This is a genomic window from Streptomyces venezuelae (genome assembly GCF_008642315.1).
Taxonomy (GTDB): Bacteria; Actinomycetota; Actinomycetes; order Streptomycetales; family Streptomycetaceae; genus Streptomyces; species Streptomyces venezuelae_D.
Window position 1 is genome coordinate 5,120,692 of the sequence record NZ_CP029192.1, and the last position, 13,559, is coordinate 5,134,250.

A 13,559-nucleotide genomic window follows, 5' to 3' on the forward strand; every position below is an offset into this window, starting at 1 on the left:
GCCAGCTGCGAGGGGGCCGCTACCGGCCCAGGAAGATCGGGTTCGTGAACGCCGTCAGCGGGCCCGGCAGGCCGGGCGTCACGGGTGCGTGGCGCACCTCTGCCCGCACGTAGGCGGCGTACGAGGCCGTCGTGCGCCACTCGACCGTCCCCGTGCCCGACTCCGGCAGCGCGGGGCTCGTGTGCAGGACGCCCTGGTCGGTGACGATGCGGGCCGTGCAGCCCGGGGCGCCCTTCACGTCGAGGCGGACCGTGACGGGGTCGTCGCGGTCGACGTCGAGGCGGCCGCCGATGCCCGCGTGCCTGCCCTTGCCGCCCGCCGCCGAGAAGGCGAGCTCCACGGAATTCGACTCGGCGACGTAGGAGCGGCCGCGGCGGATGCCGTCCTGGATGGCCTCGCGGGTCAGGTCGTCGGCGAGGACGACGGTCTGCGGGCCGCCGATGCGGTCGGGATCGCGGTGCGCGTCGCTGTTGCCCATGGCGGGGATCCACGGGCGGCCGCCGCGCACGGAGGCGACGAGCTGGCTGTCCCAGTCGGCCAGGGCGATCTCGTCGTCCGGCGTGTACGCGCCGTTCCACGCCTCGATGACGTCGGCGTCGCCGAAGCCGAACTTCCAGTTGCAGCCGACGCAGGTGGCGTGCGGATGGGCGGGGACGACGAGGCCGCCCGCGTCCCTGACCTTCCGCGCGTACTTCCCGAAGCGGTTGTCGCGGGCGCGGTAGCGCCAGTCGATGAAGGTGCCGGGGTCCACGCCGAGGGCGACGACATGGCCGTTGCGGGTGGTCACCTCCTCGCCGAGCATGATCAGGAGGTCGTCCCCGGCGAGCTCGGCCCAGTGGGGGTGCGCGGAGTGCGTGTTGTGCTCCGAGCTGTTGATGAAGTCGAGGCCGGCCTCGCGGGCCAGCGCGGCGATCTCGGCGGGGGTGCGCCTGCCGTCGGAGTGGACCGAGTGGAGGTGGCAGTCGCCGCGGTACCAGGCGCGGCCCCGGCCCTTGGCGCGCTCGGGCGGGTAGGCCGGCCTCGGGGTCCTGCCGGGTGCCCCGTAGGTGAGGGTGATGGTCACCTCGTAGGGGAGGCCTTCGGGGGCGACCGTGTACGGGCCGAGGGCGATGTACCAGGTGCCCTCGCGGACGCGGCCCGGGATGTAGCCGGGTGTCGCCTCGTCGGCGCGGATGAAGAACTCGGTGCGGGCGCCGCCGGACCAGCCCCGGAAGCCCTTGCCGCCCGGCTCGGTGCCGCGTTCGTCGAAGACGCCGATGTCGAGGGCGTTGCCCTGGGTGCCGGGCGGCACGGTCGGCTTCTCGTAGGTGTAGGCGGCGCGGAACTCGGCGACACCGTCCGGTACTTCGACCGGCAGGTACACGAAGTCGGGCGAGCCGGTGGGCAGCGTCCCGCGCACCGTTCTCGTCTCCGTGCCGCCCGGCTTCCTGTCCCGCGCGGGGGCGCGCCGCTCGGCGCCGCTGGCGAAGCTCACGGTGCCCAACGTAATCGCGGCGGCGGCGCCCGTCACGAACAGTCCGCGCCGGTTCGGGCCGATCGGGTGGTGTACGTCCTCACACATGCTGCGGCTCCCCAGGGTGTCGTGTCGACGGTGACATGGGTGGTGCGTGCAACCCTGGTATTGAGCCGTGAACTGTGCGGCAAGGGAAGGCGGTTGGCAGTTTTACGCCCGGTTGCCGGGTGGGTGGGGCCGATTCAGACGGCTCGGGGAGCGGCCGCCGCGTTCCCGGTCGCACCCGCCGCGTCCTCGGTCGCACCCGCCGCGAGGAGCGCCGCCTCCGTCTCCGGGTGCGGGCCGCCCGCTCCGTCACGCGCCCATCGCAGCGGCGTACGCCCCGTGCCGAGGTCCTCGCGGAGGTTCGGGTCGGCGCCGTGCGCGAGGAGTTCGCGGACCGTGTCGACATGGCCCCAGGCGGCGGCCGCGCACAGGGGAGTGCCTTCGGTGACGCCGAGGCTCTCGGTGTCCGGCAGCGCTCCCGCCCGCAGCAGGACCCGCACGGTGTCGGCCGCCCCGTGCACCGAGGCCGCGTACAGGGCGGTGGTGCCGTCGGCGTCCGGCAGTTCCGGGTGGAGGAGGCCGGAACGCAGCAGCGACCTGACGGTGGCCGTCTCGCCCTGCGACGCCGCGAACACCAGGCGCGGGGTCAGTTTCTTCCGTCGTCGTCGGTTCACGCGCGTCACGCTAATCGGCGCACGGGCATGGACCAACCGACTTTCCAGGGATAGGAAGAGTGTCCGCGCCGACACCCGGCCCGCGCCGACACCCGGCCCGCCCCGAACACGCTCGGAGGGACCCGTGCGCATCTCCGCGACGCTCTACATGACCGACGCGACGATCACTCCGGTACGCCTGGCCGTGGAACTGGAGCGTCGCGGCTTCGCCGGGCTCTACCTCCCCGAGCACACCCACATCCCGGTGCCCCGCGAAACCCCCTACCCGGGCGGCGACCTGCCGCCCGAGTGCGCCCGCATGCTCAGCCCGTTCGTCGCCCTCGCCCAGGCCGCCGCCGTCACGGAACGCATCACCCTCGGCACGAACATCGCCCTGGTCGCCCAGCACGACCCGATCGACCTCGCCAAGCAGATCGCGACCCTCGACCATCTCTCCGGCGGCCGCGTCACCCTCGGCATCGGCTTCGGCTGGAACCGCGAGGAGGCCGAGGACCACGGTGTCCCGTGGCCGCGGCGCCGCGCGGTGGTGCGGGAGCGGATGGCGGTCATGCGGGCGCTGTGGGCGGACCGGCCGAAGGCGTACGAGGGGGAGTTCGGCGGCGTACGGGCGAGCGAGGTCCATCCGAAGCCGGCGCGGGCGCCCCGCAAACGGCTCGCGAAGGGGCCGCTGTTCGGGCCGCGCACCCTCATCGGCGGTGCGGCGGGGCCGGGTCTGTTCGCGCACGTCGCGGAGTACGCGGACGGCTGGATGCCGGTCGGCGGCAGCGGCCTGGGCGAGGCGCTGCCCGTGCTCAGGTCGGCGTGGGCGGACGCGGGGCGCGGGGCGCAGGACCTGTATGTGGCGGTGACGGCCGTCGCACCCGATCCGGGCAAGCTCGCGTACTACCGGGGGCTCGGCGTGGACGAGGTGATCGTGCAGCTGCCGCCGGCCGGGGAGGCGGAGGTGTGTGCGGCGCTCGATGCCCTCGGGCGCTATGTCATGCCGTGAGAACTATCTGTAAGAGGCAGGTGTACTCGCTCGTATGCTCGGGGACATGACCAACAGCGCGCAGCCCCCACAGGCCGAACGACCCACCGCGAATGCCATGCGCCGCGCGCTCAGGAGGGCCAGGGACGGCGTCGCGCTCGACGTGAGCGAGGCCGCGGTCCTGTTGCGGGCACGTGGCGGGGATCTCGACGACCTCACCGCGTCCGCGGCCCGGGTGCGCGACGCGGGCCTGGAGGCGGCGGGCCGTCCCGGCGTCATCACGTATTCGAAGAGCGTGTTCATCCCGCTCACCCGGCTCTGCCGGGACAAGTGCCACTACTGCACCTTCGCGACCGTGCCCGGCAGGCTCCGCAGGGACGGCCACGGCATGTTCATGTCCCCGGACGAGGTCCTGGACGTCGCGCGGCGCGGCGCGGCGATGGGCTGCAAGGAAGCCCTGATCACCCTCGGCGACAAGCCGGAGGACCGCTGGCCCGAGGCGCGCGAGTGGCTGGAGGCGGAGGGGTACGACGACACCATCGCGTACGTGCGTGCCATCTCGATCCGCATCCTTGAGGAGACGGGTCTGCTCCCGCACCTCAACCCGGGCGTCATGACGTGGACGGACTTCCAGCGGCTCAAGCCCGTCGCGCCCAGCATGGGCATGATGCTGGAGACGACGTCGGAGCGGCTGTGGAGCGAGCCGGGACAGCCGCACTACGGCTCGCCCGACAAGGAGCCCGCCGTCCGGCTGCGGGTCCTGGAGGACGCGGGCCGCTCGTCGGTGCCGTTCACCAGCGGACTGCTGATCGGGATCGGCGAGACTTACGAGGAGCGGGCCGACTCGCTGTTCGCGCTGCGCCGCGTGGCGCGCTCGTACCACGGCGTCCAGGAGCTGATCATCCAGAACTTCCGCGCCAAGCCGGACACGGCGATGCGCGGCATGCCCGACGCGGAGATCGACGACCTGGTCGCCACGATCGCCGTCGCCCGGCACATCATGGGCCCCTCGGGGAACATCCAGGCACCGCCGAACCTCATCGCGGGTGAGTACGAGCGGCTCATCGGGGCGGGCATCGACGACTGGGGCGGCGTCTCGCCCGTCACGATCGACCACGTCAACCCCGAGAAGCCGTGGCCGCAGGTCGAGGAGCTCGCCGAGCGGTCGGCGGCGGCAGGGTTCCGGCTCGCCGAACGGCTCTGCGTGTATCCCGAGTTCGTGCGGCGCGGTGAGCCGTGGCTCGACCCGCGGCTCCTGCCGCACCTGCGGGCCCTCGCCGACCCGGAGACCGGCCTCGCCCGCCCCGACGCGGTGGTCGAGGGCCACCCCTGGCAGGAGCCCGACGAGGGGTACGTGGCCTCCTCGGGCCGCACCGACCTGCACGCCACCATCGACACCGCCGGGCGGACCTCGGACCGGCGCGACGACTTCGACGAGGTGTACGGCGACTGGGAGGCGCTGCGCGAGCAGGCCGCGCCCGGCATGGTGCCGTCCCGCATCGACGGCGACGTGCGCGCGGCCCTGAAGCAGGCCGCCGACGACCCGACGAAGCTCACCGACGACGAGGCGCTCGCCCTGCTGCATGCGGACGGGCCCGCGCTCGACGCGCTCTGCGCCGTCGCGGACGACATCCGCAAGACGGTCAACGGCGACGACGTCACGTACATCGTCACCCGCAACATCAACTTCACCAACGTCTGTTACACGGGCTGCCGGTTCTGCGCCTTCGCGCAGCGCAGGACCGACGCGGACGCCTACACCCTCTCCCTGGACCAGGTCGCCGACCGGGCCGCGCAGGCCTGGGACGTCGGCGCCGTCGAGGTGTGCATGCAGGGCGGCATCCACCCCGACCTGCCGGGCAGCGCCTACTTCGACATCGCGCGTGCGGTGAAGGAGCGCGTGCCGGGCATGCACGTGCACGCGTTCTCGCCGATGGAGGTCGTCAACGGGGCGACGCGGACCGGCCTCTCGATCCGCGAGTGGCTCACCGCCGCCAAGGAGGCGGGGCTCGGCTCCATCCCGGGGACGGCCGCCGAGATCCTCGACGACGAGGTGCGGTGGATCCTCACCAAGGGCAAGCTGCCGACGGCCACCTGGATCGAGGTGATCAAGACCGCGCACGAGCTCGGCATCCGGTCGAGCTCGACGATGATGTACGGGCACGTGGACCAGCCCCGGCACTGGCTCGGCCACTTCCGCACGCTGGCCGCCATCCAGCGCGAGACCGGCGGGTTCACGGAGTTCGTGACGCTGCCGTTCATCCACACCAACGCGCCCGTCTACCTGGCCGGCATCGCCCGGCCCGGCCCGACCACCCGCGACAACCGTGCCGTCACCGCGATGGCGCGCGTGCTGCTCCACCCGCACATCCCCAACATCCAGACGAGCTGGGTGAAGCTGGGCCAGGAGGGCGCCGCCGAGATGCTCAGGTCGGGCGCGAACGACCTGGGCGGAACACTGATGGAGGAGACCATCTCCCGCATGGCGGGGTCGAGTTACGGCTCGTACCGGTCCGTCGAGGACCTCGTCGCCATCGCGGACGCCGCGGGCCGGCCCGCGAAGCCGCGTACGACGCTGTACGGCGAGGTGCCCGAGGAGCGGCAGCGGGCGGCCGCGGCCTCGGACGGGCATCTGCCGGAGCTGCTGCCGCTGGCGGACTGAGCCGGGACCGGAACGACATCGGCACCCGGCCGCCGCCGGGTGCCGATGTCATGGGGTGCGTCAGGGCGTCGTGCGTCAGTGCGCCAGGAACGCGCCGAAGCTCACGCCCGCCTTGTCCGGGGAGCCGACCGCGGCCGGGCCGAACGAGTCGATGCCGGTGGTGGTGAGGCCGCTCGCGGAGCCGCGCAGGTGCCAGACGGCGCCGGTGTCGGCGAGGGTGCCGTCCTCGGCGGGCGCGCCCACCGTCAGGTCGGCCTTGCCGTCCTTGTTGGTGTCCGAGAGCAGGACGGTGGCGCCGAACTTGTCGCCCTTCTCGGACGCGCCGGGGATGCCGGGCTTCGACTGGTCGAAGGCCTGCGCACCCGTGCCGGAGAGGCCGGTGCGGGCGCCCTTGAGGATGACGACGCTGCCGGCGTCGGCGGTGGTCTCGATGTCCTCGCCGGGGACGCCGACGGCGATGTCGGCGAGGCCGTCGCCGTTCACGTCGCCCGCGGTGATGGAGGAGCCGAACTCGTCGCCGTCCTCACCGACGCCGGGGACGCCCGCGCTGTCCTGGGTGATCTTCGCGGAGCGGTCCGAGAGGCCGGACGCCGAGCCGTAGCGGACGAGGACGGTGCCCTTCTGGTACGGCATGTCCTCGAAGTTGGTGCCGATGTCGCGGGTGACGAAGTCGCCGTAGCCGTCGCCGTCGACGTCCGCGATGGCGCCGCCGAGGGAGGGCGCGAGCTTCTGCGAGGTGGTGGCCACCCCGTCCTTGCCGCCCTTCCACAGCTGGCTCTTGTGGGCCATCTCCTCGAAGCCGTGGCTGGTGACGATGTCGTCGACGCCGTCGCCGGTCACGTCGCCCGTGACGAAGTCACCGGGGCCGAAGGTCTGGCTGGTGACGATCTGCTGGGTCTTCGCGGCCTTGCCGTCCTTCTGGAACGGGCCGTACGCGATGGTCATGCCCGCGTCGTCGTTGTCCATCGGGTCCTCGGGCTCCGGGTACTCGGCCGTGACCAGGTCCCCCTTGCCGTCGCCGTTGAAGTCACCGGCGGTGACGCGCGCACCGTCGGAGTCCAGCTCGACGCTGCCCTGGCCGCTGAGGCCCTGGGCGGAGCCCCACAGGACGACGGCCTTCTTGCCGCCGTTGACGACGAGGTCGGTGTAGCCGTCGCCGTCGAGGTCGGAGGCGGCGGTCTGGTTGCCGAAGTGCCCGCCGTCCGCGGCGGTGCCGGGTACGCCGGCCGTGTCACGGCTGATGGTGACGGCGTGGGCCTTGTCGGGGCCGTTCGCCGAGCCGTACACGATGGAGACGCTGCCGGGCTCGTCGCTGTTGTAGTTGCCCGGGGCGGATATGGCGAGGTCCGCGTACCCGTCGTGGTTGAAGTCGGTGACCGGGGCCTTCGGCGGGGTGGGCGCGGCCGCCGCCGTGCCGGCGCCGGCCAGGGCGAGGGGTGCCGCGAGCGAGGCGACTGCGACAGCGGTGATGAGACTGCGGCGCACTGTTCCTCCTGTGGGAATTTGTGTGGTCGTGTAGGGAGACGAGCGTTCCGCGGGGAAGGTTGTACACCGCAGAGACTTCTGTGATGCACACGCACTTATGTCCGAACTCGGTTCCCGTTCACCGGATATCGGCCTCGTGATGTCTCATTCGGTGCGCCAGACTGGAGGCCCACGGGACGGGGAGGGACCGATGGCGCGGCCGAAAGTGTCGATGCAGGAGCTCATCCGGCGCAGGCGCCGCGCGGCCTTCGTGGGCCGCCGCGACGAACTGCGGTTCTTCAGGGAGAACTTCGAGCTGCCGCCCGAGGACGACCGGCACCGCTTCCTCTTCCACGTGCACGGCCCGGCCGGTGTCGGCAAGACCTCACTCGTACGCGAAATGGGACAACTCGCCGCAGAGCGCGGCGCACTTGTCGCCTACGTCGACGACACCGTCCCCGACCTCCCCGAGGCGCTCGGCGAGCTGGCGGCGCACTTCGCCCAGCAGGGCCGCACCATGAAGGCGCTCGACCGCGCCCTCGCGGCACACCGCCAGCGCATCCACGAGGCCGTCGCGGCCGCCACCCGCGCACCGGAACCCGACGGACCCTCGGCGGGCAGCCTGGCGCTGGCCCGCGCGGGCGTGGTCGGACTCGGCATGGTGCCGGTCGTCGGCGCCCTCTCCGGAGTCGTCGACACGGAGCGGGTCGCCCTGCGCGCCGAACGGCTCAGGGCCCGCTTCCGCACCCCCGAGGACGCCCGCCTCGCCGTGGAACCCGAGCGCGCCCTGACACCCGTGCTCCTGGACGAGCTGGCCGGGGCCGCCGACACCGCACCCTGGCTCGTGCTGCTCCTCGACGCGTACGAGCGGACCGCGCCGTTCCTCGACCGCTGGCTGCACGACGTGATGACGACCGACCGGTATGGAGGGATTCCGGCCAACACCGTCGTGGTGACCGCGGGGCAGCGCCCCCTCGACCCCGACCGCTGGGAGGGCGCCGCGGACTTCGCCGCCGAACTCCCGCTGCGCCCCTTCACGGAGAGCGAGGCGCGCGGCCTCCTCGCGGCGAAGGGCGTCACCGAGGAGCCGGTCGTCGCCGAGGTCCTCCGGCTCTCGGGCCGCCTGCCCGTGCTCGTCTCCACCCTCGCCGAGACGGGCCCCACGGCGCCGGACGACGTCGGCGACCCGAGCGCCACCGCCGTGGAACGCTTCCTGAAGGGCGAGCAGGACCCGGCCCGGCGCGCGGCCGCCCTGGACTGCGCGCTGCCCAGGCGCCTCGACGAGGAGATCGCGCGGGCCGCCGTGGTCCGGGACGTCGACGACACGGGCGACGGTCCCGCGGAGCTCTACGCGTGGCTGCGCACCATGCCGTTCGTCCGGCCGGACCGCAGAGGCACCGCCCGCTACCACGACGTCGTACGCGCGCCCATGCTGCGCCTGCGCCGCAACACCGCGCCCACCCTGTGGAGCGCGGGCCACACCCGCCTCGCCGAGCTGTACGCGCGGCGGCGCGCGGCGCTCGACGAGGAGCTGCGGGACGCGCCGGGCCGCCCCTGGATGCGCGCGGAGTGGCGCGCCCCGCGCATCGACGAGCTGTACCACTCCCTGTGCGCGAGCCCGCGTGCCGCGCTCCCCGGCGTGCTCCGCGAGGGGATCGAGGCCTGCCGCTTCGACACGGCGGTGGCCCGCGAGTGGGCGCGGGCGGTGACCGACGCCGCCGAGGACACCGGCGCGGACCACCTGCGGGTCTGGTCCGACGACCTGCGCGACGCGCTCGCCGACGAGACGCTCGGCGCCCTGCGCGTCCTCGAACTCCTCCTCGCCCGCGCCGGATTCGACGACGCCGACCGGGCGGCCGCGCACAACGAGCACGGCCTTCGCCTCTTCCACCTCGGCAGGCTGCGCGAGGCCCTCGACGACCACGAGCGTGCGCTCGCCATCGACCCCGGCGACCCGTGGGGCCACCACGGCCTCGCCGTCACCCACCGGGCCCTCGGCAACTTCGAGACGGCGCTGCGCCACCTGGCCGCCGCCGACGAGGCGGCGCCCGGCGCGGAGTGGGTGGCGCGGCAGCGCGGCGAGACGTACCGGCGCATGGGCCGCCCCGAGGAGGCCCTGCCCTGGCTCGACCGCGCGCACGCCATCGACCCGCGGGAACCGCTGACGCTGGGCAGCCGCGGCCAGGCCAAGTTCGTGCTCGGCCGCCACCGCGAGGCCCTGGACGACCTGGACCGCGCGATCGACCTGTGGCCCGACTACCCCTGGGCGCTGCTGCGCAGGGCGCGGGTCCGGCAGGCGCTCGACGACCTGCCGGGCGCCCTCGCCGATCTCGACCGCGCCCACGAAGTGGCCCCGGACGCGCCGGGTGCCCACAGCGACCGGGGCGACATCCTGCGCTTCGCGTGCCGCCACGAGGAGGCGGTCGCCGCGTACGACACGGCGTTGGCCAAGGACCGCGGCCACACCTGGGCGTGGGGCAGCAGGGCCCTGTCGCTGGAGGCGCTGGGGCGCGTGGAGGAGGCCGTGGCGTCCCTGGACGAGGCGCTGCGGATCGACCGGCAGTACGGGTGGGCGCGGGAGCAGCGACAGCGGATGATGGGGGCCGACACGGACGCGGAGCCTGTCTGAGAGCCTGTGTCATAACCCCGGCCGGGTGGTCGCCGCCTGGCACGCACGCTCGCCGCGTTGACGACGCCCACTGATCCGACCGGGGTTATGACACAGGCTCTGACCGGAACGGGGGGAGTGGCCATGGCGTCGGCCGACGCGGAAGAGCCGTCGATGCAGGAGCTGATCCGGCGCAGGGGGCGGGCCGGGTTCATCGGCCGCCGCGGCGAACTCGCGGCGTTCAGAGAGAACTTCGACGTGCCGCCCGCGGACCTGCGCCACTGCTTCCTCTTCCACGTCCACGGCAACGCGGGCGTGGGCAAGACGTCCCTGGTGCACGAGCTGGAACAACTGGCCGCCGAGCGCGGCGCGTTGACGGCGTACGTCGACGACCGGGTCAGCAGCGTCCCCGAGGCCCTTGCCGCCATCAGCGCGGAGTTCGCCCGTCAGGGACGTCGGCTGAAGGACCTCGACCAGCTCCTCACCACGCACCGCGAGCGCCGCCACGAAGCGGAGTCGGTGCCGGTCGTCCCCGCGCAGAACGCGGGGGATGCGGCCCCGGCGGCGCCCGCTCCCTCCCCGGGGGCCATGACGGCCGCCCGCGCGAGCCTCGTCGGCCTCGGACTCGTGCCGGGCGTCGGCGCGCTCGCCGGCGCGGTGGACCCGGCCCAGCTCGCCCAGGGCGCCGACCGGTTGCGGGCCGGGCTCAGCGCGCGTTTCCGCAACCAGGAGGACGTCCAGCTGGTCCTCTCCCCCGAACGCGTCCTCACCCCGGTCCTCCTGAAGGAGCTGGCGCAGGCCGCGAGGACGGTGCCGTGGATCGTCCTGTTCTTCGACACGTACGAGCGGACCGGGCCGTTCCTCGACGGCTGGCTGCACGAGGTGATGACGACGACGCGGCACGGCGCGCTGTCCGCGCACGTCGTCGTGGTCACGGCAGGACAGCAGCCCTTCGACACCGCCCGCTGGGGCGGCTACGCGGACTTCGTCACGGACATCGCACTGGCCCCCTTCACCGAGGAGGAGTCCCGCAGCCTCCTCGCGGGCAAGGGCGTCGTCTCCGAGCCGGTCGTCGAGGAGGTCCTGCGCCTCTCGGGCTGCCTGCCCGTCCTGGTCTCCACCCTCGCGGAGAACCGCCCCGCCGACCCGGACGACGTCGGCGACCCGAGCGTGACGGCGGTGGAGCGGTTCCTGAAGTGGGAGCAGGACCCGGTGCGTCGGGCGTCCGCGCTGGCGTGCGCGCTGCCCAGGCGCCTGGACGCGGACGTGGTCGCGGCGGCGGTCGAAGGGGTGTGCGCCGCGGACGACGTACCCGGCATCTTCGCCTGGCTGCGGGGCCTGCCCTTCGTCGGCGACCGCGGCGGCCGCCTGCAGTACCACGACGTGGTGCGCGCCCCGATGCTGCGCCTCCAGCGGCTTCGGTCGCCGCGCGGGTGGGCGGAGTTGCAGGGGGTGCTCGCGGGGACGTATGCGGGGTGGCGGGCGGAGGCGGAAGCGGGCCGGGCGCACGACGACCTGTGGGAGGACGAGCAGTGGCGGGAGCTGCGGCTCGCGGAGTCGTACCACCTGCTGTGCGGGGCGCCCCGGACCGCGCTCCCCGTCGTTCTGCGGGACGTCGTCGACGCGTGCGACGTGGGCGCGGCGGTGGCCAGGCGGTGGGCGCGGCTGCTCGTGGACGCGGGGTCGGACACGGAGGCGGCGGAGGCCACGGCGTGGGGCCGCGATCTCCTGTCGGCGCTGGAGGAGGGCGGGTGCGCGGCGGCGTTGCAACTGCTCATCGACCGTGCGGGGTTCGACGTGCCGGGGCTCGCGCTCGCGCGGGTGGTGCGGGGGCGGGAGCTGCGGGAGAGCGGCGCGCACGCGGAGGCGCTCGCGGAGTACGACCGGGCCGTCGCGCTCGATCCTGAGCTGGAGCGGGCGTACTACGGCAGGGGCGTCACGTACTGGTACATGGACGAGGAGGAGACCGCCCTCGTCGCCCTCGACCGGGCGGTGGAGCTGGGTCCCGCACAGTCCAGGACGTACGGGATGCGGGGTGAGGTCCGCCGGGTCCTGCGGCGCTTCGAGGAGGCGGTCCAGGACCTGGACCGGGCGCTCGCGCTGGATCCGTCGGACGCGGAGGCGCTGACGAGCCGGGGCATCGCCCGCTTCGGCCTCGGCAGGAACGAGGAGGCGCTGGCCGACCTGGACCGGGCACTCGCTCTCTCCCCGGACTACGCGTGGGCGCTGGCGCACCGGGCCAGGGTGCGGGCCTCCCGCGACGAGTACGAGCAGGCCGACGCGGACAGCGGCCGCGCCGCCGAACTGGCCCCCGACTTCAGCTGGGTGGCGTGGAGCCGGGGTGACGTGCTGCGCATGTCGGGCCGGCAGCAGGACTCCCTGGCCGCCTACGACAGGGCGATCGAGATCGATGCGGAGAACTGGGCGGCGTACGCGGGCCGCGGCTGCGCACGGCACAACCTGGAACAGTACCGCGAGGCCCTCGCCGACCTCGACGTGGTGCTGGAGGACGACCCGGACTACGCGTGGGTGCGGGGCCGCCGCGCCATGCTCCTGCACGACATGGGGGAGTACGCACGCGCCCTGGTGGACGCCGACCGGGCGCTGGAGCTCTCGCCCGGTGTCGACTGGATCCACTACCGCCGCGCCGAGACCCTCTTCTCCCTGGAGCGGTACGAGGAGGCCCTCGCCGACCTGGACCGCGCGATCGAGCTGGACCCCGAGTACCTGCTGGCGCTCTGCCGCAGGGGCATCACCCGGCGCCGGCTCGGCCGGTACGAGGAGGCGTGGGCCGATCTGGACCGGGCCCTCGGGCTCGAACCGGGCTCCCTCTGGGTCCGGTTGTGCCGGGTCAGGCTGGCGCTGGCGACCGGCAGGACGGACCAGGCCCTGACGGACCTCGCCGCCTACGCCGAGAACGACGGGGACGCGGACTGGGTGCGGCGTCGGCATGCCGAACTACACGTGTGGGAAGGGCGGTTCGACGAGGCGCTGCGGCTGCTGGCCCCCGACGCGGACGGCACGGGGACCGACGGCACCGAGGAGCTCGCCCAGGTGTACTGCCTGACGGGACAGTGGGCGCGGGCCCGCGCGACCGCGGAGCGCATGCGCGGGGACGACGAGGAGCTCAGCACGCTGCTGCTCGCGCTCGTGACGACCTGCGCCGAGGGACCGGACGCCGCCGCCCGGCTGTGGCACAGGAGCGCCGAACTCGTGCGGGCGTCGGAGGAGTTCCCGGTCTGGAGCGACTACGGACTCGCGCTCGGCGCGGCGGCGCTGGGCGACTGGGCCGCCGCCGACGCCCACCTCGACCGTCTCCTCGGTCCGGTCCTCGCGGACCTGGAGTGGGACGACCTGGCCGAGATGGTGGTGTTCACGACCGCGCTCATGAGGGCTCCGAGCGTGGACCGCGCCTGCCTCGCCGCGCGCCTGGCACGCCTCACCGCCGCCAGGGACGCGTTCCGGGCCCGCTACGCGGCGACCGGGGCGACACGCACCCCGGAACCGACAATTCCGTAGCTACTGCGAAGCTCCCGTGAACGTCGTTCAAATGCGACCTCAGGGGCGACTCTTCGCATACCTCTTCGGGCCTGAACCGATCGTTCCCGGTCGATTACAGTGCTGCAAAGTCGCAACCGGTCGCGGCACGTCAAGGCACGTCGAGGCACGTCACTGCACGGAGGGGA

General features: G+C 73.6%; 7 protein-coding genes. 4 read left to right on the plus strand and 3 right to left on the minus strand.

All coding sequences use genetic code 11. The features are described 5' to 3' along the window. Positions 1 to 19: 19 nt before the first annotated feature. On the minus strand, positions 20 to 1,561 hold the full coding sequence (locus tag DEJ48_RS22460) for a CehA/McbA family metallohydrolase (protein ID WP_150217890.1): 1,542 nt from the start codon (positions 1,559 to 1,561) through the stop codon (positions 20 to 22). A gap of 134 nt (positions 1,562 to 1,695) precedes the next feature. Next, positions 1,696 to 2,172, minus strand: a complete 477-nt coding sequence (locus DEJ48_RS22465; RefSeq protein WP_150217891.1) for an ankyrin repeat domain-containing protein — start codon at positions 2,170 to 2,172, stop codon at positions 1,696 to 1,698. A 124-nt stretch (positions 2,173 to 2,296) separates the two neighbouring features. On the opposite strand from DEJ48_RS22465, the gene DEJ48_RS22470 reads away from it, so the two are divergent. Both DEJ48_RS22470 and DEJ48_RS22475 read left to right on the plus strand, forming a co-directional pair. Then, positions 2,297 to 3,160, plus strand: a complete 864-nt coding sequence (locus DEJ48_RS22470) for a TIGR03619 family F420-dependent LLM class oxidoreductase (protein ID WP_150217892.1) — start codon at positions 2,297 to 2,299, stop codon at positions 3,158 to 3,160. Positions 3,161 to 3,206: 46 nt separating this feature from the next. Next, entirely contained in the window at positions 3,207 to 5,801 is a 2,595-nt protein-coding gene (locus DEJ48_RS22475; RefSeq protein WP_150217893.1) for a bifunctional FO biosynthesis protein CofGH, read from the plus strand. A 75-nt stretch (positions 5,802 to 5,876) separates the two neighbouring features. On the opposite strand, the gene DEJ48_RS22480 is transcribed toward DEJ48_RS22475, so the two are convergent. Further along, entirely contained in the window at positions 5,877 to 7,286 is a 1,410-nt protein-coding gene (locus tag DEJ48_RS22480) for an FG-GAP-like repeat-containing protein (protein ID WP_150217894.1), read from the minus strand. Between the two features lie 190 nt (positions 7,287 to 7,476). Here DEJ48_RS22480 and DEJ48_RS22485 point away from each other — a divergent pair, with 190 nt between their 5' ends. Both DEJ48_RS22485 and DEJ48_RS22490 read left to right on the plus strand, forming a co-directional pair. Then, positions 7,477 to 9,894 carry a tetratricopeptide repeat protein gene (locus tag DEJ48_RS22485; protein WP_223832152.1) on the plus strand — a complete coding sequence of 806 codons (2,418 nt, stop codon included), beginning with the start codon at positions 7,477 to 7,479 and terminating at the stop codon, positions 9,892 to 9,894. A 123-nt stretch (positions 9,895 to 10,017) separates the two neighbouring features. After that, entirely contained in the window at positions 10,018 to 13,392 is a 3,375-nt protein-coding gene (locus DEJ48_RS22490; RefSeq protein ID WP_150217895.1) for an ATP-binding protein, read from the plus strand. Positions 13,393 to 13,559 lie beyond the last annotated feature (167 nt).